Origin of the sequence: Amaricoccus sp. (genome assembly GCF_036846665.1) — a bacterium.
GTDB lineage: Bacteria > Pseudomonadota > Alphaproteobacteria > Rhodobacterales > Rhodobacteraceae > Amaricoccus.
Genome location: NZ_DAIUBO010000043.1, coordinates 1 through 21,179, shown reverse-complemented (window position 1 = coordinate 21,179; position 21,179 = coordinate 1). Strand labels below are relative to the sequence as shown.

Genomic DNA, 21,179 nt, shown 5'->3' with positions numbered 1-21,179 from the left:
GGAATTCCCGCAGCGCCCGGTCGAGCCTCGCAATCGCCATCTCCGGGGTCGGCGCCCAGGCGGTGACCTTCTCGAGCAGGCTGTCGTAGAAGCGGGTGATCACCGCGCCGGAATAGGCGGTGCCGCCGTCGAGCCGGATGCCCATCCCGGTCGCGCCGCGATAGGCGGTGATCCGGCCGTAATCGGGGATGAAGTTGTTCTGCGGATCCTCGCTGGTGATCCGGCACTGGATCGCGTGGCCGTTGAGCTTCACCTCCGCCTGGCTCGCCACCCCGGTCGCCTCGGCGATGCTCGCCCCCTCGGCGATCAGGATCTGGGCGCGCACGATGTCGATGCCGGTCACCTCCTCGGTGACGGTATGCTCGACCTGGATGCGCGGATTGACCTCGATGAAATAGAAGGCGCCCGAATCGCGGTCCATCAGGAACTCGACCGTGCCCGCGTTCTGGTAATCCGCCGCCCGCGCGATCTTCAGCCCGAGCGCGCAGAGCTCCTCGCGCTGCCCTTGCGTCAGATAGGGCGCGGGCGCGCGTTCCACGACCTTCTGGTTGCGCCGCTGCACCGAGCAGTCCCGCTCCCAGAGATGGTAGAGCCCGCCGTGCTGGTCGCCGAGGATCTGCACCTCGACGTGCCGGGCATTGAGGATCATCTTCTCCAGATAGCCCTCGCCGTTGCCGAAGGCGTTGAGCGCCTCGCGCCGGCCCTCGAGCACCTTGTCCTCGAGCTCGGCCGCACTCATCACCGGCCGCATGCCCCTGCCGCCGCCGCCCCAGGACGCCTTGAGCATGAAGGGATAGCCCACCGCCTCGGCCATGGCCCGCACTTCGGCCATGTCGTCGGGCAGGACCTCGGTGGCCGGGATCACCGGCACCCCGGCCTCCATCGCCACGCGCCGGGCGCTGGCCTTGTCGCCGAGCTTGCGCATGGTCTCGGCCCGCGGCCCGATGAAGACGATGCCCGCGGCGTCGCAGGCGTCCACCAGGCCCGGGTTCTCGCTCAGGAGCCCGTAGCCCGGATGGATCGCGTCGGCGCCGGCCATCTTGGCCACGCGGATGATCTCGGGGATCTCGAGATAGGCCGCCACCGGCCCCAGCCCCTCGCCGATCCGGTAGGCCTCGTCGGACTTGAAGCGGTGGAGGCTGAGCTTGTCCTCCTCGGCGAAGACCGCGACGGTGCGCTTGCCCATCTCGTTGGCGGCGCGCATCACCCGGATGGCAATCTCGCCGCGGTTGGCGATCAGGATCTTCTTGAAGCTGGCCATGGGGCGAATCCCTCGCAGTCGCCGGATCGAAAAACTGTTAGTCGCTGCCATGCTGCATTGCAACGACGCCCCGGCCGGGCGGGTCGGGATTCTCCGGCGCGCAATCGCCGGCCCGCTTCGCGGCCGTCGATATCCTGCCGGCGCCCGCATCGACCGGGCCTCGGCATGTGACACGCCTCGACACCGGATTCACGCCTGCGCGCCAGCATGGAAGGCGCCCGCCGGCCGCGCTATTCCGCGGCCTTGCCGGCGGCCTCCGCGGCCTCCTTCTCCGCCTTCTCCGCCTTCTCCGCGCCCTTGCGCGGCCGGGCCAGCTCGCCGCGCAGGAGCGCCTCGATCTCCGCCGCCTGGGCGCGGGCGCGCGCGATATAGGCGTCGTTCTCCTCCATCGGCTTGTCCGGGTCCCAGAGCTCGGCCAGTTCCGCGAGCATGTGCCGGTCGTGGTCGAAGAAGGTCCGCCCCACCCGCTCGACCTCGTCGTCGGAATAGCCCAGCGCGACCAGGGCGTATTTGCCGGCGCGCACCGAGCTGTCGAACATCTCGCGCACGCTCACCGGGGCGCCGGCGGCATAGAGCTGGTAGACGTGGTGGCGGTCGCGGGCGCGCGCGACGATCCGGACCTCGGGATGGCGCTGGCTGACATAGCGCGCCACCTCGACCGCCTTGTCCGCGTCGTCGATGGCGATCACGATCGCCTTGGCCCGGGCGATGCCGGCGGCCTCGAGCAGCGCCGGCCGGGTGACCTCGCCGTAGAAGGCCTTGATGCCGAACTTCCGCATCCGGTTGATGACCTGGGGATGGCTGTCGAGCACCACGGTCTTGTGCCCCAGCCCGACCAGGAGCCGGTTCACCACCTGGCCGAAGCGGCCCATGCCGGCGATGATCACCACGCCTTCCTCGTCGATGTCGTCGTCCGGACGCCGCGGCCCGGCCCTGAGCCGCGCGATCACCCGGTCGTGGATCACGAAGAGCGCCGGCGTCAGGAACATCGACAGCGAGATCACCAGCAGCACCAGATCCACCCGCCCGTGCGGCACCACCCCGCTCTGGCCGGCGAAACTCGCGAGGAAGAAGCCGAATTCCCCGGCCTGGGCCAGCGAGAGAGTGAAGAGCACCCTGTCCCGCCCGGTCAGCCGGAACATCACCGCGAGCCCGTGGAGGATCAGGATCTTCATCACCATCAGCGCCACCACCAGCCCCATCACCCGCAGCGGCGCGTCGGCGAAGAGCCGCAGGTCCATGCTCGCGCCGACGGTGATGAAGAAGAGCCCCAGCAGCAGCCCCTTGAAGGGCGCGATGTCGCTCTCGATCTCGTGGCGATACTCGCTGTTGGCCATGACCACGCCCGCGAGGAAGGTGCCGAGCGCCGGCGACAGCCCCAGGACGCTCATCATCGCCGCGATGCCCACGACGAACATCAGCGCCGCGGCGACATAGACCTCGTGCAGCCCCGCCATGGCGAGGAAGCGGTAGAGCGGCCGGGTCAGGTAGCGCCCGGCCACGATCACCGCCACCCCCGCGCCGACGATCAGGAGCGCGCGCATCCACACCGGCAGCGCGTCGATCAGCGCCGTGGCGGCATGGGCCTCGGCCTCGTGTCCGCCGCCGCCCAGCGCGAGCAGCGGGATGATCGCAAGAAACGGCAGCGCCGCGATGTCCTGGAAGAGCAGCACCGCGAAGCTGGCTCGCCCGCCCTCGGTCCGGGTCAGGCGCTTCTCATTCAGGGTCTGCATGACGATGGCGGTCGAGGAGAGGCTGAGGATCATGCCGATCGCAATGGCCTCGCTCCAGCCCAGGCCCACCGAACGGCAGAAGATCGCGACCGCGGCCAGGGTCGCGGCGACCTGCAGCCCGCCGAGCCCGATCAGGTTCTGGCGCATGTTCCACAGCGCCCGCGGCTCGAGCTCCAGCCCGATCAGGAACAGCATCAGCACCACGCCGAATTCGGCGTAATGGCGCAGATCCTCGGCCTCGGAGCCGACGAAGCCGAAGGCCGGTCCGATCGCCACCCCGGCGGCGAGATAGCCGAGCACCGAGCCGAAGCCGAGCCGCTGGCTGAACGGCACGGCGATGACCGCCGCCACGAGATAGACCAGGATTTCCAGCAGGACCTGCTGCATGCGCGCTTTCCTTGGCGGAATGACCACATCCTACGTGTGCGGGGCCGCCCATGACAACATCTCGTGCGGCGATGCCCCGGGCTTTCGCCCTGCCGCCCGCATCCGACTGCACGCCACGCGTTGCCTCCACGGTCGGATTGTTGCAATCTGGCGCTCTTGGCCCCTTCGATCGGCCAGGTGCTCAAGGGGGGGCCATGACGCTCGATCAGCCTGCGTCCGGAGACGACGTGCCGCGGCTTGCCGGTCCCGGCAACCATCCGGCCGCGGACGCGGCGGCCCGCCTGCGGCCCATCGGATTCCCTGGGGCGCCGAAGCCCCGCCAGCCACAAGATCCCCCGACACAAAGATCCAAGGTAGCGAGATGACCAATCCCGGCAATGTCGCCGCAGCGGCGCAGAGCGACGACCGAAGCACATCGAACTGGCTCAAGTTCATCATCCCCTCGACCCTCGGCGCCGCCCTCTTCCTGATGCCGGTTCCGGGCGGCGACACATGGACGATCCCGTTCGGGGTCATGGTCGACTGGCTGAACGGCAATTTCGGCGCCTTGCTGAAATGGGCGCTGGTGGTCGTCACGATGGCCTCGGCGGTGCTGACGCTCTGGTACAGCTACGGCCCCGGCAAGCCCTCGACGCCGATGATGGTCCAGTATTTCCGGACGACCGCCGTCTGGACGGGCCTGCGCTGCCTCGGCGCGGTCTTCACTGTGCTCTACACCACCGGGACCGGTCCGGAATGGATCATTTCCGGCGCCACCGGCGGGACGGTGGTCGGCGCGCTGATGACCAACCTGCTGGCCCTCTTCGCGCTCGCCTCCTTCGGGCTGCCGCTCCTCTCCGACTACGGCTTCATGGAATTCGTCGGCGCGCTCCTGTCGAAGTCGTTCCACTTCCTGTTCCGGCTGCCGGGGCGGTCGGCGATCGACGGGCTGGCCTCGTGGCTCGGCGCCGCCGCGCTGGGGGTGATGCTGACCGTCCAGCAATACGACAAGGGCGTCTATACGACACGCGAGGCCGCGGTCGTCGCCACCAATTTCTCGATCGTGTCGATCCCCTTCTGCTACGTGATCGCCAAGCTGGTGGGGCTGTCGGACGTGTTCTTCGCCTATTACGGCTGCGTGCTGATCATCGGCTTCGTCTGCGCGCTGATCCTGCCGCGCATCCCGCCGCTGTCGCGGCTGCCCGACGACTACAAGGCCGGCACCACGAACCACATCGATGCCACCGTGCGCGAAGGCGAGACGCTGGTACAGGCCGGCACGCGGCTCGGCCTCGCCCGCGCCCGGATCGCGCCGAACTTCCCCGAGTTCATCAAGAACGGCTTCGACAACCTCGTCTTCATGTGGTTCTCGCTGGTGCCCGCCACGGTCGCGATCGCCATGATCGCGCTCGTCCTGGTCGAATACACGCCGGTGTTCCACTGGCTGTCGGCGCCCTTCGTGCCGATCCTCAACTGGGCCGGGCTCGCCGAGGCCGAGGCCGCCGCGCCCTCGCTGGTGGTGGGCTTCGCCGACATGTATCTGCCGGCCCTCATCGGCAAGTCCATCGAGAGCCAGGAAACCCGCTTCCTCGTCGCGATCCTGTCGGTGTCGCAGCTGATCTACATGTCGGAGGTCGGTGCCATCCTGCTGCGCGCCAACCTGGGGCTGAATGTCGGCCATCTGGCGATGATCTTCGTCATCCGCACGATCATCGCGACCCCGATCGCCATCTTTCTGGCGCATTACGTCGTCTTCTGAGGGAGAGCGCGATGACTTCCGAAACGGTTCTCGTCCCCATCAACGTCGGATCGGAGACCGACCGCGCCGCCCTGTTCGCGCAGCTCGCCGAACGGGCCGGGCGCGGCGCGACCATCGTCTTCATGACGGTGGTGCCCGAGATCTATCTCGCGACGGACACCGACCCGAAAGGCACGATCGAGGCGATGCAGGAGCAAGCCGGCGTCCGGCTGGCCGACGTGGCCGAAGCCGCGCCCTTCAAGGTCGACCGGCAGGTGGTCCGCTACGGGCCGGTCGCCCCCGCCATCCTCGATGTGGCGGCCGAGATCGGCGCGACGCTGATCCTGATCAATGCGCGCCAGAAGGGCCGCGCCGTCGCCTATGCCCTCGGCTCGGTCGCCTCGCGTGTCGCCAATCATGCGGCCTGCTCGGTGATGGTACTGCGCCACTGACGGGCGGGGGCGGCCGGCGCGAGGGGCTCCGCATTCTGCGGCCGAACCGCACGAGCGGGATGTCTTCGCCGGCTCGCCCCTGCATCGGCACGGGCAGCCGGCAGGGTTTCGCGCCACGAGAGCAACCTGGGCTGCGCCCTGCGGCCATTTCCGGGCATGCCCACCGAACACATGGTGAACAGAGGCTTTTCATTCCGCGCCGGCCGGATTAGGGTCGGCTCATGAGCAGCCCCCTCTCCGACGAAGCGGACGCCTTCGAGGCCGCGGCGCCGTCGCTCTCGGCGCGCGCCTTGGCGGCGCGGCCCGCTCCCTATCTCGATGCCCTCAATCCCGACCAGCGCGCCGCGGTCGAGGCGCTCGACGGCCCGGTGCTGGTCCTCGCCGGGGCCGGCACCGGCAAGACCCGTGCGCTCACCGCGCGCATCGCGCATCTCCTGAACACCGGCCGCGCGCGGCCCAACGAGATCCTCGCCGTGACCTTCACCAACAAGGCGGCGCGCGAGATGAAGGCCCGGGTCGGCGGGCTGGTCGGCGGCGTCATCGAGGGCATGCCCTGGCTCGGCACCTTCCATGCGCTCTCCACGCGGATGCTGCGCCGCCACGCCGAGCTGGTCGGGCTCAAGTCGAGCTTCACCATCCTCGACACCGACGACCAGCTGCGGCTGCTGCGCCAGCTGATCCAGGCCGCCGGCATCGACGACAAGCGCTGGCCGCCGCGCCAGCTCGCGAGCCTGATCGACGGCTGGAAGAACCGGGCGCTCGGCCCCGAGCGGGTGCCCGCCGCGGATGCCGGCGCCTTCAACCACCGCGGCCCGGAGCTCTACGCCCTCTATCAGGAGCGGCTCCGGACGCTGAACGCCTGCGACTTCGGTGACCTGCTGCTGCATGTGGTCGACATCCTGCAGAAGCATCCGGACATCCTGGAGACCTACCGGCGCTGGTTCCGATACATCCTCGTGGACGAATACCAGGACACCAACGTCGCCCAGTACCTCTGGCTGCGCCTGCTCGCCGGCGGCCACCACAACATCGCCTGCGTCGGCGACGACGACCAGTCGATCTACGGCTGGCGCGGTGCCGAGGTCGGCAATATCCTGCGCTTCGAGAAGGATTTCCCCGGTGCCAAGGTGATCCGCCTCGAACAGAACTACCGCTCGACCCCGCACATCCTCGCCGCCGCGTCCGGGGTGATCGCCTCGAACGCGAGCCGCCTCGGCAAGACGCTCTGGACCGACCTACCCCAGGGCGAGCGCATCCGCCTGATCGGCCATTGGGACGGCGAGGAGGAGGCGCGCTGGATCGGCGAGGAGATCGAGGCGCTGGCCCGCGGCACCCGCGGCCTCGACCCGGTGCCGCCGGACGGCATCGCGATCCTGGTGCGCGCCAGCTTCCAGATGCGCGCCTTCGAGGACCGTTTCCTGACCATCGGCCTGCCCTACCGCGTCATCGGCGGCCCACGCTTCTACGAGCGCGCCGAGATCCGCGACGCCATGGCCTATTTCCGCGTCGCCGTCTCGCCCGAGGACGGCCTCGCCTTCGAGCGCATCGTCAATGTCCCGAAGCGCGGCATCGGCGACAAGGCGCTGCAGGAAATAAACCGCACCGCCCGCGAGAACGGCGTCAGCCTGCTCGAGGCCGCGCGCCGTATCGCGGAATCCGGCGGCCTGCCCGCCCGCGCCCGCAACGCGCTCGGCCAGCTCGTCGCCGGCTTCGACCGATGGCACGCCGCCATCCGCGACGGCACCGCCGGCCATGTGGAGCTCGCCGAGACCATCCTCGACGAGAGCGGCTATACCGCCATGTGGCAGGCCGAGAAGTCCCCCGACGCCGCCGGCCGGCTGGAGAACCTCAAGGAGCTGGTCAAGGCACTGAACGAATTCGAGAACCTCCAGGGCTTCCTCGAGCATGTCTCCCTGGTCATGGAGAACGAGCAGGAGGAGGGCACGCCCAAGGTCTCGATCATGACGCTCCACGCCGCCAAGGGCCTGGAGTTCCCGGCCGTCTTCCTGCCCGGCTGGGAGGACGGCCTCTTCCCCTCGCAGCGCTCCATGGACGAGCGCGGGCTGAAGGGCCTCGAGGAGGAACGCCGCCTCGCCTATGTCGGCATCACCCGCGCCCAGCGGCTCTGCACGATCTCCTTCGCCGCCAACCGCCGTGTCTACAATCAGTGGCAGTCGCAGCTTCCGTCGCGCTTTGTCGATGAGTTGCCCGGCGACCATGTGGAGGTGCTGACCCCTCCCGGCCTCTATGGCGGAGGGTTCGGCGCGGCCGCCCCGCAATCCGGCCCGACCCTCGCCGAGGCCGCCGCCAGGGCCGATGTCTACAACTCGCCCGGCTGGCGCCGCATGCAGGCCCACGCCGGCGAGCGCCCGATGGCGCAGCCGAAGGAGGCGCGCAACATCGTCATCGACATCGACGCCGCCCCGGCCTTCGAGCCCGGAACCCGCGTCTTCCACCAGAAGTTCGGCTACGGTGCCGTCACTGCCGTGGAAGGCGACAAGCTCACCATCGACTTCGACAAGGCCGGCACCAAGAACGTCGTCGCCCGCTTCGTCACCGTCGCCGACGCGGTGCCCTTCTGAGGCCGTTTGAGCCTCAGGGAACAGCTCTGTGGCAAACAGCATCGGCCCGTGCTATGGAGCCTGAAAAACGGGCAGGAGCTTGCATGTCAGTACCGAACAAGGGCGGAGGACGTGTGCGCCGCAAGGTCCTCGTGACGTGTGCCGCCGCCGCGTGTCTGGCCGCTGTCGTCTTGGTTGCGAGGGCGGCAACCGATACGCAACGCAATCGGCTGTCCGCGCAAGGGGACTCGACGGAGATCGTCCAGACCTACAGCCCCAAATGCCAGACCGACGCCGGGATCTGCACGGTCTCGCCACTGCCCGTCGGAAGCTCCTGCCTCTGCGGGAGCCAGAGTGGCATCATCGTTCCGTAGCGCCTGAGGTCTCGGCCGACACGCTTTCGCCGTCGGCGCCCGATTTCTCTTTGCCGGCGGGGTGGACGAACACGTAGCTCGGCAGGCTGTCGACACCCTGGCTCGTCCAGACCGACAGCGGCACCGGCACGGATTCCGGAGCTACGCCGCTTGCTGCCAGCCATTCGGTCGCTGCTGCATCCTCACCGGAACGGCCGGGAACGGCGCTCCCTATCGGTTCGCTGAGAGGATCGAACGTCGCGATGATCCCGCGCATGTCCGGGAGCACCTGGATCTTCGTCGCCTTCTGACCGCCCAGCGTGACGACCGTCGAGCGCCAGAGCCTTTCTCCGGGAATGACGATGTCGGCCGGCTTGTCGGCGGCGATGTGGAGCTCCTTCTCGCAAAGGCTCAACTCGTCGATCTTGGGGCCGAGACGGGACGTGCCGGGCAGCATCATATTGTCGATCGCATCGTAGTCGGGTGGAAGGTGCACCTCCATGGTCATCCGATCCGCGCCGTCCAGCAGGCGGTCCAGGCGCTCTTCCAGGCTCAGATCGGTCCAGGCCTCGCGCCGTACATAGTCCCGATCGAGCCAGCCTGACGTGACCGTCAGGGAAAGTCTGTCACTATAGGCGGGAACGGAAACCAGGACGAGCTGGGAGGCGAGTGTCGGCGTCTGCAAACCCGGCCGGACGATCGTCCAGCCAAAATCGAAACCCTTCCTCGTACCGTGTTCCTGCCGTGTACCGCCGCCGGCGAAGTTGAGAAGCCGAGGTTCGGCCCGAATGCCGCCCGAGTGTTCCGTCTCACTGGCACCGAGATTGACCGGGCCAGTCACGTCGACATCGACGGACCGGAATGCATCCACCACGACCCCCTCCACGTCCCCGCGAGGGAAGGCCGCGTAAGCGTAGGATTCCACCTGTTGCGCCCGATCGAGAAAGCGGAACAGCCCCGCATCCACCGTGATCGCCCAGCCGTCGAATTCCCCCTCTTCGAATTCGAAGCTCGAGATCGGACGGTCCTTCACAACCGCGCCCAACCCCGAAACCGCCTGGGAGAACGTATCCGTGAAGGCCTGGTAGTCGGAAGAAGGGACATAGATGTGGAAATCGGCAGAGGCCCCAGCACTGACGTCGCAATTCAACGAACCCGCATCGTCGGCGCGGGATGCGCAGCTTTGCGTGCGCCAGAGCCTGATGGCATCTGAAGCTTGTCCTTCCTCATTCTTGACTACATAGTTGAGCGCCCCCGCAATGCCCGTGTTATTCTTTATTATGTATATCTGAATCAATCTTGTATTGACATCAAATGACGTTACCATACCATCAGATATGTGCACATTCAGCACAGTATTATTTTGCCATTGCTTGGGAAGTTCCAGCCTGACGGTTTCAAGCCTCCCGTCAGATTCAGACCCACCCATGTTGGGTACATTTGTACCGAGCGCATCTATCGTCTGGTTCGCCTCATTGTTTGTCAGATACAGTGTATATTCCAGGAACTCTCCCAATGCCTCTGTGGAAAGGCCGGACCTGGGATTGCACACTCCCTCGACGAAACCGTTCAAGCGCTTCTCTATGTTGTACAGCCAGTTCTTGTAATGTTGCTCCACCCGCTTGAAGACGGGATCAGCCTCGACCGGAGGCACGGTCGCATAAGAAATGATGTCTGCAGCCGACTTGTCGGCAAAGGGCGGTGGGGGCAGTTCGACGATGACGGCCGGGCTGCGGGTCGTATTCGACCCGGGGATGACAACGGTATCGAACTTGAACCCGTAGACCGTGTTCCCCGTGAGGTCGTGCCGGTCATCGAGCGCATTCTCGAGAAGGAGTTGGCGCAGGTTGTCCCGGGCAGCGGCGCGCAACGCGAAATCGGTCTGAAACGAGACGGACGTCTGATCCGATGCCCCGTTTTCCTGGGGTCGGCCCCCCGCGCCGCTTGCGGTCTGCGCGTCCCGGCCCCTCGCCGTTTCGCCGGACGCATCGGAGCCACCGCGCCCCGTCGCAAGCGCGAGCAGCTGATCGAGGCTGACCTCGATACGGGCGCTGCTCACTTCGGAACGAAAGCCCTCGATGAGATTCGTGGCGTCATCGAGCACCTCCAATCGCCGGTTGAGCCACCACTCCTGCTGATACCTGTCGTTCACGAGCCGTTGGCGCGTATAGACCTCGGGGCTCTCCACGTAGATGCGCCCGAATGTCTCCTCGAGTGGACCAACGCTCGAAGCCCGAAGCCCGACAACCAGAAGGACCGTGAGCGCCATGGCCGACGCGGCGAGAAGATAATTGAATGACGCCGCGCTCAGCCCCATCTGCGGTCGCGACGCAAGACGATCTCTGCACCAGTTCAGAATACTCCGCAGCAAGCCTGACATCCCACCGATCGCGACCTTGAAGCCGACACGAGAGCCGCAATGACTCTACCACAAGACGACCCCAGTTGCGCCCGATAAGATTGGCAGGAACGAACCGCCGATTGCGCGGCCACGCGCTCCTGACGTGACTGTTACCCGAAGGCGCCCGCAACAGCCGCGCCATTGCTTGAATCGACCCCCGGACCGGCCTCGATGAGGCGCGATCCGGGGCGATTTCCCGCCGGGGGCGCCGACGACCCTATTCGTCGCCGTGGTCGATGACCTCCTTGCCGGGCAGGATCAGGTTCAGCACGATCGCCGCGACGGCACCCGGGATCAGCCCGGACTCCAGCATCGCCTTGACGCCGGCGGAGGTGTGCTCATAGAGCGCCGGCTGCCCGCGCAGGCCGATGGCGACCGCCACCGACACGCCGATGATGATCATGTTGCGCTTGTTGAGATCGACCAGCGACAGCATCTTGATGCCCGCCGAGGCGATCATGCCGAACATGATGATGACCGCGCCGCCCAGCACCGCGTTGGGGATGGTGGTCACGAAGGCCCCGACCTTCGGGAACAGGCCGGCAATCAGCAGGAAGCCGCCCCCGATGGCGACCACGTAGCGGCTCGCGACCCCGGTCAGCGCCACGAGGCCCACGTTCTGGCTGAAGCTGATCTGCGGGAAGGCGTTGAAGATCGCCGCGAAGCTGCTGGCCAGACCATCCGCCATCACGCCGCCTGAGAGCTCCCGAGAGGTCGGCTGGCGGTTGGCGCCGCCGATGACGGTGCCGGCGATGTCGCCGATCGATTCCGCGCTGGTGACGATCGACATCACGACGACGCCGATGATGGCCACCGGAACGAATTCCAGCCCGATCGCGAAGGGCTGCGGCAGCGCCACCCAGCTCGCGGTGCCCACGCTGGAGAAATTGACCATTCCCAGCGGGATTGCGACCAGATAGCCCGCCACGATGCCCAGGAGCACGCCCATCTCGGAGAGGAAGCCCTTGGTGAACTGGTTGATGCCCACGGTGATGCAGAAGACCAGGAAGGCCACCCAGAGATGCCGCGGCGCGCCGAAATCCTCCGCCCCGAAGCCGCCGCCTACATAGGCGAAGCCGACCGGCAGCAGGATGATGCCGATCAGGAGCACGAAGGTGCCCGTCACCACCGCCGGAAAGAGAAAGCGCACATGGCGGATGAAGAAGCCGACCAGCGCCATGGCGAGGCCGCCCACGAAGCAGGCCCCCATCACAGCTGGCAGGCCGCTGGTCTGGGCGATGGGGATGATGACCGGCACGAAGCCGAAGCTCGTGCCCATCACGATCGGCACCTTGGCCCCGATCGGCCCGAGGCCGAGGGTCTGGACCAGCGTCGCGACCCCGGCGACGAACATCGCCGCCTGCACCAGGAAGACCCGCATCTCGGCCGGCGCGTCGATGGCGCTCGCGATGATCAGGGCCGGCGTGACGTTGCCCACAAACATCGCGAGCACGTGCTGGATGCCGAGCGGCACCGCCTCGATCAGCGGCGGCATGTAGTTGACGTCTGTCAGATGCGCCTTGGTGTGTTCATGGGACAGGATTCCCGACACTGTCTTCTCTTCCATTATTCTCCCCTGTGGTATTCTTCGCTTGTTGATGATGACAGCCGTCCGGAATGCCCGCCCGGAACGAGGCTGGTGAAACGCGTTTCACCTGCGGTACAAGTTCGAAGCAGCCTTGCCGGCGTGCCCGACGATCCGGGGTATCCCGCGCCCGTATGGTGCCGTTCTTGCCGAGCATCCATAGCGAAGACCTCGCGGAATTGTTGCCTGCTCTTTGCCTCAGAGCCTGATCGCACCTTATCGTATGACAATATTGCCTTTCGGTCGAGCCCCGGCGTCTCGCCCGGGCCGGCAAATCGGCCGCCATCGCGGCCCCTCCCGGCGGGCCCCGCCGCCGGCCGGCCGTCGAAACGAAGAGGGCCGGACACATGGCCCGGCCCTCTGGTCGTTCTTTCCGCGGTGGCTCGCTCAGGCGCGCCGCACCGCCTCCCGGGCGACGTGCCGCAGATCGGCCTCGGCGATCCCGAGGTCCTCGAGCTCGCGCCGGCTCAGCGTCCGGAGCTCGTTGAGCGTCAGGCGGTACATCCGCCACTCGGCCAGCTGCTTGCCGATGCGGGCGACGAGCCCGTCCTCGTGGGCGCCATGGGCGCCGGCCGGATAGGTGATTGCATGGGTCATTTCAGTCTCCATTCCTTCGCTTTGGCCCGCCGCCCTGCCGGGCGCGAGCCGGATGTGTCACTTGCTCGCGACGGCCGATCGCGCGATGTCGCCGATCGACAGGCGGCTGATGCCGATATCGGCCAGCTCGCGGTCGCTGAGGCGCTGCAGCTCGTCGCGCAGCGCGTTGATTTCCTTGTGCCTGGACCATGCGTCGCGCAGGGCCACGAGGCGGCGGGTGAGCCCGCTCGCGGTTCCGTTTCGGAACGCGTGTCCGGGCCGGTCGACAAGAGCAGTCATGGCTGCCTCCTTCATGTCAGCATTCGGTTCTGAGCGTTTCCGTTGTTGTTGCACTGCAAGATAAGGAGACCGCATGCCCCTGCAAGCCCCATGGAGCCATGGCCGCCATGCATCCGATGCATGGCATTCAAAATATTGTTATGAATAAGTTATTTACATGATCTCGCCAGATCCAAGCCTCGCGACATCACATTGTGCGACGCAACATGGTCAACCTGAACACCTCCCGGACCCGGGTCCCCGCCACTGCGGGCCGGCATCCGCCCTTGCCCTCGCCGCGGTTCGGGACGAACTATCGGCAGAGGAGTCCCGTTCCCAGCCAGCGCAGAAAGTCGACCATGCCCATCACCCGAGAAGCCGTGCTCGAAGCCCTTCGCGGCGTTGCGATGCCAGGGCGCGGCGGCAGCATCCTCGATGCCGACGTGGTGCGCGCGCTCACGATCGAGGGCGACCGCGTCCGCTTCGTGATCGAGGTGGACCCCGCCGAAGGCCCGAAGCTGGAGCCCCTGCGCGCCCAGGCCGAGGCCGTGGTGGCCGCCCTGCCCGGTGTCGCGGGGGTCAGCGCGCTCCTCACCGCCCATGGGCCCGCGCCGAAGGCCGCGCCGCCCGCGCTCAAGATCGGCCGCCACGCCACGGCGCAGGCCGGCCCCGCGCCGGTGCCCGGCGTCCGGCACATCATCGCCGTCGCCAGCGGCAAGGGAGGCGTGGGCAAATCCACCGTCGCCGCCAATCTGGCGGTGGCGCTGGCCCGCGCCGGCAGGCGCACCGGGCTGCTCGACGCCGATATCTACGGGCCGAGCCAGCCGCGCATGATGGGCGTTAACCAAAGACCGAAATCGCCCGACGGCAAGACGATCCTCCCGCTGCACAACCACGGGGTGACGATCATGTCGATCGGCCTGATGCTGAAGGAGGGCGAGGCGGTGGTCTGGCGCGGCCCGATGCTGATGGGCGCGCTGCAGCAGATGATGGGGCAGGTGGAATGGGGCGAGCTCGACGTGCTGATCGTCGATCTGCCCCCCGGCACCGGCGACGTGCAACTCACCCTCTCGCAGCGCTACCCGATCACCGGCGCGATCATCGTCTCCACGCCCCAGGACGTCGCCCTGCTCGACGCGCGCAAGGCATTGGACATGTTCGAGAAAACCAAGGTTCCGGTGCTCGGGATCATCGAGAACATGTCCACCTACATCTGCCCGAACTGCGGCCACGAGGCGCATCTCTTCGGCCATGGCGGCGCCAAGGCCGAAGCCGGGCGCCTCGGCATCCCCTTCCTCGGGGAGATTCCGCTCGACATCGCCATCCGCCGCTCCGGGGACGCGGGCAATCCGGTCGCCGCGGCCGAGCCCGACGGCGCGCAGGCCGCCGCCTTCGCCGCGGTGGCGGGGCGCCTGATCGAGGGCGGCATCGTCTGACCGGCGACACGTTCCGCGCGCAACCCCCGTCGCTCTCTCGATTTTTGGCCGTCTTGTCTCGAATCCGCAAAGAGATATGGTGCGCTGAGGTGATTCTGCCGGCGCGGCCCCTCGCCAATCCGGCATTCCCCAACAAACGAACGGACACCTCAGGGAGCCTTCCATGAACAGACTGCTACTCGCGACCGCGGCCAGCGTGCTTATCGCCGGCACCGCCTCGGCGCAGGACCCCGTGAACGTCGGCATCATCCTCGGATTCACCGGGCCGCTGGAATCGATCACGCCGGGCATGGCCGAAAGCGCCGAATTCGCCTTCGCCGAGGTCAACGAATCCGGCGTGCTCGGGGCGCCGCTCAATCCGGTCCGCGCGGATTCGACCTGCGTCGACGCCGCTGCCGCCACCGCCGCCGCCGAGCGCCTGATCACCGCCGAGAACGTCGCGGCGATCCTGGGCGCGGATTGCTCGGGCGTCACCATCGCCATCGCCAATTCCGTGGCCGTGCCGAACGGCGTGGTGATGGTCTCGCCCTCGGCGACCTCGCCGGCGCTCTCGACCATCGACGACAACGGCTTCTTCTTCCGCGTCGCGCCCTCCGACGCGCGCCAGGGCGAGGTGATCGCCGACGTGCTCAAGGACCGCGGCCTCGACAATTTCGCCATCACCTACACCAACAACGACTACGGCAAGGGCCTCGCCGACGCCATCGCCGCGGCCATCGCGGCCGCCGGCGGCACGGTCGCGATCGTCGCCGCCCACGAGGACGGCAAGGGCGACTATTCCGCCGAGGTCGCGGCGCTCCAGGCCTCCGGCGCCGAGCACCTGATCGTCGCGGGCTATGTCGACCAGGGCGGCGTCGGCATCACCCAGGCCGCGCTCGACACCGGCGCCTTCGAGAGCTTCATCTTCCCCGACGGCATGTACGGGCAGAGCCTCATCGATTCGATCGGCGAGGACATCAACGGCAAGGTCATCGGCACCCTTCCGGGCGTCGAGGGCGAAGGCGCCGACACGTTTGCCGCACTCGCCTCCGGCGCGGGCATGGATCCCACCGGCACCTACGTGCCCGAGAGCTACGACGCCGCCGCGCTGATCGCGCTCTCCATGGCCGCCGCCGGCGGTCCCGACCGGACCGGCATCCGCGACAAGCTGCTCGACGTCGCCAATGCCCCGGGCGAGCCGATCCTCGCGGGCGAACTGGCCAAGGGGCTGGAACTCGCCGCCGCGGGCACCGACATCGACTACCAGGGGGCCACCGGCGTCGAGCTGATCGGCCCCGGCGAGGCCAAGGGCAGCTACCGGGTCTACGAGATCCAGGACAACGCCCCGGTCACGATCGAGTATCGCTGATCCCTTCCCGGCCCGGTCCGGCGCGCCGTCGCCGGACCGGGCCGAAGCCGGGAGCGTCCCATGATCCGCGTCGACGACCTCCATTTGCATTTCGGCGGCATCCGCGCGGTCGACGGCGCCTCGATCGAGATCGCCAAGGGCTCGATCACCGGGCTGATCGGCCCCAACGGCGCCGGCAAGTCCACGCTCTTCAACGTCATTGCCGGCCATTACAAGCCCACCTCGGGCCGGGTCTGGCTCGACGGCGAGGAGATCACCGGCCTCTCGCCCCATGAGCTCTTCCACAAGGGGCTGCTGCGCACCTTCCAGATCGCCCATGAATTCGCCACCCTCACCGTGCGCGAGAACTTGATGATGGTGCCCGCCGACCAGCCCGGCGAGGTGCTCTGGGACGCCTGGTTCCGGGGCGCCGCCGTGCGCGCCCGCGAGGCGGAGGTGCGCCGCCGCGCCGAGGAGGTCATCGACTTCCTCGAGATCGGCCATGTCGCCGAGGAACGCGCCGGCAACCTCTCCGGCGGCCAGAAGAAGCTGCTGGAGCTCGGCCGCACCATGATGGTCGACGCCAAGATCGTCTTCCTCGACGAGGTCGGCGCCGGGGTGAACCGAACGCTCTTGAACACGATCGGCGACGCGATCCTGCGGCTGAACCGGGAGCGCGGCTACACCTTCTGCATGGTCGAGCATGACATGGATTTCATCGGCCGGCTCTGCGACCCGGTGATCGTCATGGCCGAGGGCAAGGTGCTGACCGAAGGCACGCCCGAGGAGGTGCTGAAGAACGAGGCGGTGATCGAGGCCTATCTCGGCCGCGGGCTCAAGGATCGCCCCGCCCGGGCTGGAGCCGGCGCATGAGCTTCCTCATCGGCGAGAAGATGACCGGCGGCTACGGCGGCGCCGACATCCTCAACGGCTGCACCATCGCCGTGGAACAGGGCGAGATCGCGGTCATCGTCGGCCCCAACGGCGCGGGCAAGTCCACGGCCATGAAGGCGGTCTTCGGCATGCTCCGCCTGCGCGAGGGCCAGGTCCGGCTCGACGGCCAGGACATCACCGCGCTCACGCCGCAGGACCGTGTCAGGGCCGGCATGGGCTTCGTGCCGCAGACATCCAATGTCTTCGTCTCGCTCACCGTCGAGGAGAACCTCGAGATGGGCGCCTTCATTCGCGACGACGACTTCTCCGGCACCATGGCCCAGGTCTACGACCTCTTCCCGATCCTGAAGGAAAAGCGCCGCCAGCCGGCGGGCGAGCTCTCCGGCGGCCAGCGCCAGCAGGTCGCGGTCGGTCGCGCGCTGATGACCCATCCCAAGGTGCTCATGCTCGACGAGCCCACCGCCGGCGTCTCGCCGATCGTGATGGACGAGCTCTTCGACAAGATCCTCGACATCGCCGCCACGGGCATCGCCATCCTCATGGTCGAGCAGAACGCCCGCCAGGCGCTCAACATCGCCGACAGGGGCTATGTGCTCGTGCAGGGCTCCAACCGCTTCACCGACACCGGGGCGGCACTGCTCGCAGACCCCGAAGTCCGCCGGTCGTTCCTGGGAGGCTGAGGCGCCATGGAAAACCTCCTCAACGCCCTCGTCCTTCTCTCCAACTTCGTGCTGATCCCGGCGATCGCCTACGGCGCGCAGCTCGCGCTCGGCGCGCTCGGCGTGACGCTGATCTATGCGGTGCTGCGCTTCTCGAACTTCGCCCATGGCGACACCATGGCCTTCGGCACGGCGATCGTGATCCTCTTCACCTGGTGGCTGCAGGGCCAGGGGATCGGCCTCGGCCCGCTGCCGACCGCGCTGCTCGCCCTGCCGGTGGGGATCCTCGCCGCGATCCTGCTCCTGCTCGTGACCGACCGATGGGTCTACCGCTTCTACCGCGCCCGGCGCAGCCCGCCGGTGGTGCTGGTGATGGCGAGCGTCGGGGTGATGTTCATCTACAACGCCATCACGCGCTTCATCATCGGCACCGGGGACCAGCGCTTCGAGGACGGCGCCCGCTTCGCGCTGAAGGTGGGCGACTTCAAGGCGCTGACCGGGCTCGATCAGGGGCTCGCGATCCGCACCAGCCAGATCATCACCATCGTGGTCATGGTCGTGGTGGTCTCGGCGGTCTTCTGGTTCCTGCAGCGCACGCGCACCGGCAAGGCGATGCGCGCCTATTCCGACAACGAGGATCTCGCGCTCCTCTCGGGCATCAACCCCGACCGGGTGGTGATGATCACCTGGATCCTGGTGGCAATCCTCGCCACCATCGCCGGCACGCTCTACGGCCTCGACAAGTCCTTCCGCCCCTTCACCTATTTCCAGCTGCTGCTGCCGATCTTCGCCGCGGCCATCGTCGGCGGCATCGGCCAGCCCTTCGGCGCCATCGCGGGCGGCTTCGTCATCGCCATCTCCGAGGTGGTGGTGACCTATGCCTACAAGGGCTTCCTGACCTATCTCGTGCCCGAATCCTGGGCGCCCGCGGGGCTCGTGCAGATGCTCGGCACCGACTACAAGTTCGCGGTCTCCTTTATCATCCTGGTGATCGTGCTGCTGGTGCGGCCGACCGGCATCTTCCGGGGGCGCGTGATATGAGCCAGACCACGCGCGGCGTCCTGCTCTATGCCGTCATGGCGCTGCTGATCGTCGCGGTGGGGCTCGCCCAGAGCTGGACGCTCGCGCTCGCCATCCTCAACCTCTGTCTGATCTCGGCGGTCATGGCGCTCGGGGTCAACATCCAGTGGGGATATGCCGGGCTCTTCAACGTCGGCATCATGGGCTTCGCGGCGCTGGGCGGCATCGGCGCCGTGCTCGTCTCCATGCCCCCGGTCCCCGGCGCGCTCGGCGCCGGCGGCGTCAATCTCGGCCTTGCTGCACTCGCGATCGTGGGAACCCTCGGCGCGGCGCTTTATGTGCGCGAACGCGCGCCGCTGTCGCTGCGCAAGCCGCTCGGCCTCGCCACGGTGGTGGCGGGCTATTTCGTGATGCGGATCTTCCTCGATCCCGCCAGCGAGGCGATCGAGGCGGTCGATCCGGCCTCGGCCGGCTATCTCGGCGGCCTCGGCCTGCCGATCCTGATCGGCTGGGCCGTGGGCGGGCTCTTCGCGGCGGGGGCGGCCTATCTCGTGGGCAAGCTCACGCTCGGCCTGCGCTCCGACTACCTCGCCATCGCCACCCTCGGCATCTCCGAGATCATCCTGGCGATCCTCAAGAACGAGAACTGGCTGACCCGCGGGGTCAAGAACGTCACCGGCCTGCCGCGGCCGGTGCCCGACGAGCGGGTGCTGCAGGAAGCGCCCTGGATCGCCGATCTCGCCGCGCGCTTCGGCACCGACACCATTACCGCCGCCGCCGTGGTCGCGCGGCTGGCCTACGCCTGCCTCTTCGCCGCGGTGCTGCTGATCGTGCTCTGGCTGGCCGAGCGCGCGCTGCGTGCGCCCTGGGGCCGGATGATGCGCGCCATCCGCGACAACCGCGACGCGGCGGAGGCCATGGGCAAGGACGTCACCGGGAGGCATCTCCAGGTCTTCGTGCTCGGCTCGGCGGTGGTCGGCATCGCCGGCGCCATGCTGGTGACCCTCGACGGCCAGTTCACGCCGGGCTCCTACAACCCGCTGCGCTACACCTTCCTGATCTGGGTCATGGTGATCGTCGGCGGCTCGGGCAACAACTGGGGCGCGATCCTCGGCGGCTTCCTGATCTGGTATCTCTGGGTCATGGCCGAGCCCGCCGGCACGCTCATCATGAACCGCCTCACCAGCGGCATGGAGAGCGGGCCCCTGCGCGACCAGATGCTCGCCGCCGCACCGCATCTGCGGCTCTTCCTGATGGGCCTGATCCTGCTCCTGGTGCTCCGCTTCGCCCCGAGCGGCCTGATCCCCGAGCGAACGCGCCGCTAGGGGCGCTCCCGGCCCGCGGGACGCCCGGTGGGCCCCTCGCAGGGCCGGTGCATGCCGCGTGCACGACCCCGTGCATGGATTGTGCATGGGCCGCGAGCCGCCGAATCCGGCTTGATCCCGAAGGCGCCCCGGGCCAGCCTGCGCTCCCGAAATTCGGAGCGACCATGCAGAGGACCTTCCTCGGAACGAGCGATCTCGAGGTCAGCCGCCTCTGCCTCGGCACCATGACCTGGGGCAGCCAGAACACTCCCGAGGAGGCCTTTTCCCAGATCGACTACGCGCTCGATCACGGGATGAATTTCATCGACACCGCGGAGCTCTACCCCACGACGCCGAGCGCCGCGCAGACCACCGGCGACACCGAGCGCATCATCGGTGCCTGGCTGGAGCGGACCGGCCGCCGCGGCGAGGTCATCCTCGCCAGCAAGATCGCCGGCGCCGGCAACCGGAACGTGCGTCCCGATGGCGCGCCGATCGGCCCCGCCACCCTGCGCGCCGCCCTCGACGGCAGCCTCAAGCGCCTGAAGACCGACCATATCGACCTCTACCAGCTCCACTGGCCCAACCGCGGCTCCTACCATTTCCGCCGCAGCTGGACCTTCGATCCGACCCGGCAACCGGAAGGCCAAGCCGATGAATTCCATGAGATTCTCGCGACGCTCGCCGGGTTCGTCGCCGGGGGCAAGGTGCGGCACGTGGGGCTGTCGAACGAAAGCGCCTTCGGCCTCGCCACATGCCTCGAACTCGCGCGCCGCCACGGCCTGCCCCGGATCGTGTCGATCCAGAACGAATACAGCCTCCTGCACCGCATCTTCGACCTCGACCTGGCCGAGATGTGCCACCACGAGCATGTGGGGCTGATGGCCTATTCCCCGCTGGCCGCCGGGCTTCTCTCCGGCAAATACGAGGACGGGATCGTGCCGCCGGGGTCGCGCGCCTCCATCAACCCGACGCTCTTCGGACGCCGGAGCGCGGCCTCGGCGCCGGTGGTGACCGCCTATGTGGCGCTGGCCCGCCAGCACGGGCTCGACCCCGCGCAGATGGCGCTGGCCTTCTGCATGAGCCGCCCTTTCATGGCCTCGACAATCATCGGCGCGACGAGCATGCGGCAGCTCGCGACCGATGTCGCCGCCGCCGCGCTGACGCTCTCGACAGAGGTGAACACCCGCAAGAACCCGTCGGCTGTCGACGCCGGCGGTGATCCCGACGCTCC

Annotated in this window: 16 protein-coding genes; 10 read left to right on the top strand and 6 right to left on the bottom strand. The window is 67.8% G+C overall.

Going from position 1 to position 21,179, the window contains the following annotated elements; genetic code table 11:
* A partial coding sequence (locus tag V7050_RS06355) for an ATP-binding protein (protein ID WP_324410399.1) occupies window positions 1-1,261 on the bottom strand: 1,261 nt, incomplete at its 3' end.
* Between the two features lie 230 nt (window positions 1,262-1,491).
* Entirely contained in the window at window positions 1,492-3,381 is a 1,890-nt protein-coding gene (locus V7050_RS06350; protein ID WP_324365870.1) for a monovalent cation:proton antiporter-2 (CPA2) family protein, read from the bottom strand.
* A gap of 361 nt (window positions 3,382-3,742) precedes the next feature.
* On the opposite strand from V7050_RS06350, the gene V7050_RS06345 reads away from it, so the two are divergent.
* The 3 genes from V7050_RS06345 (at window position 3,743) to V7050_RS06335 (ending at window position 8,132) form a co-directional block, all read left to right on the top strand.
* Window positions 3,743-5,119, top strand: a complete 1,377-nt coding sequence (locus V7050_RS06345) for a YjiH family protein (protein WP_324365869.1) — start codon at window positions 3,743-3,745, stop codon at window positions 5,117-5,119.
* 11 nt (window positions 5,120-5,130) lie between these two features.
* Entirely contained in the window at window positions 5,131-5,550 is a 420-nt protein-coding gene (locus tag V7050_RS06340) for a universal stress protein (RefSeq protein WP_324365868.1), read from the top strand.
* 221 nt (window positions 5,551-5,771) lie between these two features.
* Window positions 5,772-8,132, top strand: coding sequence for an ATP-dependent helicase (locus V7050_RS06335; RefSeq protein WP_324365867.1), 2,361 nt, complete (start codon window positions 5,772-5,774; stop codon window positions 8,130-8,132).
* A gap of 339 nt (window positions 8,133-8,471) precedes the next feature.
* On the opposite strand, the gene V7050_RS06330 is transcribed toward V7050_RS06335, so the two are convergent.
* The 4 genes from V7050_RS06330 to V7050_RS06315 form a co-directional block, all read right to left on the bottom strand.
* A complete protein-coding gene (locus V7050_RS06330; protein WP_324365866.1) occupies window positions 8,472-10,781 on the bottom strand; it encodes a hypothetical protein in 2,310 nt (769 codons plus the stop codon).
* A gap of 301 nt (window positions 10,782-11,082) precedes the next feature.
* A complete protein-coding gene (locus tag V7050_RS06325) occupies window positions 11,083-12,432 on the bottom strand; it encodes a uracil-xanthine permease family protein (RefSeq protein ID WP_324365865.1) in 1,350 nt (449 codons plus the stop codon).
* 405 nt (window positions 12,433-12,837) lie between these two features.
* A complete protein-coding gene (locus tag V7050_RS06320) occupies window positions 12,838-13,047 on the bottom strand; it encodes a DUF1127 domain-containing protein (RefSeq protein ID WP_324365864.1) in 210 nt (69 codons plus the stop codon).
* A gap of 57 nt (window positions 13,048-13,104) precedes the next feature.
* Entirely contained in the window at window positions 13,105-13,341 is a 237-nt protein-coding gene (locus tag V7050_RS06315; RefSeq protein ID WP_324365863.1) for a DUF1127 domain-containing protein, read from the bottom strand.
* A 323-nt stretch (window positions 13,342-13,664) separates the two neighbouring features.
* Between V7050_RS06315 and V7050_RS06310 the strand changes: the two genes are divergently transcribed.
* From V7050_RS06310 to V7050_RS06280, 7 genes are all read left to right on the top strand, one after another.
* Entirely contained in the window at window positions 13,665-14,741 is a 1,077-nt protein-coding gene (locus tag V7050_RS06310; RefSeq protein WP_324365862.1) for an Mrp/NBP35 family ATP-binding protein, read from the top strand.
* 163 nt (window positions 14,742-14,904) lie between these two features.
* Entirely contained in the window at window positions 14,905-16,089 is a 1,185-nt protein-coding gene (locus V7050_RS06305) for an ABC transporter substrate-binding protein (protein ID WP_324374925.1), read from the top strand.
* A gap of 60 nt (window positions 16,090-16,149) precedes the next feature.
* Window positions 16,150-16,941: an ABC transporter ATP-binding protein gene (locus tag V7050_RS06300; RefSeq protein WP_324374927.1), complete on the top strand. Its 792-nt coding sequence runs from the start codon at window positions 16,150-16,152 to the stop codon at window positions 16,939-16,941.
* Complete coding sequence (locus V7050_RS06295) at window positions 16,938-17,642, top strand: ABC transporter ATP-binding protein (RefSeq protein WP_324374929.1); 705 nt, start codon at window positions 16,938-16,940, stop codon at window positions 17,640-17,642. The genes V7050_RS06300 and V7050_RS06295 overlap by 4 nt, the downstream gene beginning before the upstream one ends.
* A 6-nt stretch (window positions 17,643-17,648) precedes the next feature.
* On the top strand, window positions 17,649-18,662 hold the full coding sequence (locus V7050_RS06290; RefSeq protein WP_324370184.1) for a branched-chain amino acid ABC transporter permease: 1,014 nt from the start codon (window positions 17,649-17,651) through the stop codon (window positions 18,660-18,662).
* A complete protein-coding gene (locus V7050_RS06285) occupies window positions 18,659-19,966 on the top strand; it encodes a branched-chain amino acid ABC transporter permease (RefSeq protein WP_324374931.1) in 1,308 nt (435 codons plus the stop codon). Before V7050_RS06290 ends, V7050_RS06285 begins: the two co-directional genes overlap by 4 nt.
* Before the next feature lie 164 nt (window positions 19,967-20,130).
* Window positions 20,131-21,179: aldo/keto reductase (locus V7050_RS06280; protein ID WP_324374933.1), on the top strand; the 1,049-nt coding region annotated here is incomplete at its 3' end.

Excerpts from the sequence above, each read along its gene's own strand:
- V7050_RS06350 (WP_324365870.1), bottom strand. The coding sequence starts at position 3,381 with ATGCAGCAGGTCCTGCTGGAAATCCTGGTCTATCTCGTGGCGGCGGTC.
- V7050_RS06345 (WP_324365869.1), top strand. The coding sequence starts at position 3,743 with ATGACCAATCCCGGCAATGTCGCCGCAGCGGCGCAGAGCGACGACCGA.
- V7050_RS06340 (WP_324365868.1), top strand. The coding sequence starts at position 5,131 with ATGACTTCCGAAACGGTTCTCGTCCCCATCAACGTCGGATCGGAGACC.
- V7050_RS06335 (WP_324365867.1), top strand. The coding sequence starts at position 5,772 with ATGAGCAGCCCCCTCTCCGACGAAGCGGACGCCTTCGAGGCCGCGGCG.
- V7050_RS06330 (WP_324365866.1), bottom strand. The coding sequence starts at position 10,781 with ATGGGGCTGAGCGCGGCGTCATTCAATTATCTTCTCGCCGCGTCGGCC.
- V7050_RS06325 (WP_324365865.1), bottom strand. The coding sequence starts at position 12,432 with ATGGAAGAGAAGACAGTGTCGGGAATCCTGTCCCATGAACACACCAAG.
- V7050_RS06320 (WP_324365864.1), bottom strand. The coding sequence starts at position 13,047 with ATGACCCATGCAATCACCTATCCGGCCGGCGCCCATGGCGCCCACGAG.
- V7050_RS06315 (WP_324365863.1), bottom strand. The coding sequence starts at position 13,341 with ATGAAGGAGGCAGCCATGACTGCTCTTGTCGACCGGCCCGGACACGCG.
- V7050_RS06310 (WP_324365862.1), top strand. The coding sequence starts at position 13,665 with ATGCCCATCACCCGAGAAGCCGTGCTCGAAGCCCTTCGCGGCGTTGCG.
- V7050_RS06305 (WP_324374925.1), top strand. The coding sequence starts at position 14,905 with ATGAACAGACTGCTACTCGCGACCGCGGCCAGCGTGCTTATCGCCGGC.
- V7050_RS06300 (WP_324374927.1), top strand. The coding sequence starts at position 16,150 with ATGATCCGCGTCGACGACCTCCATTTGCATTTCGGCGGCATCCGCGCG.
- V7050_RS06295 (WP_324374929.1), top strand. The coding sequence starts at position 16,938 with ATGAGCTTCCTCATCGGCGAGAAGATGACCGGCGGCTACGGCGGCGCC.
- V7050_RS06290 (WP_324370184.1), top strand. The coding sequence starts at position 17,649 with ATGGAAAACCTCCTCAACGCCCTCGTCCTTCTCTCCAACTTCGTGCTG.
- V7050_RS06285 (WP_324374931.1), top strand. The coding sequence starts at position 18,659 with ATGAGCCAGACCACGCGCGGCGTCCTGCTCTATGCCGTCATGGCGCTG.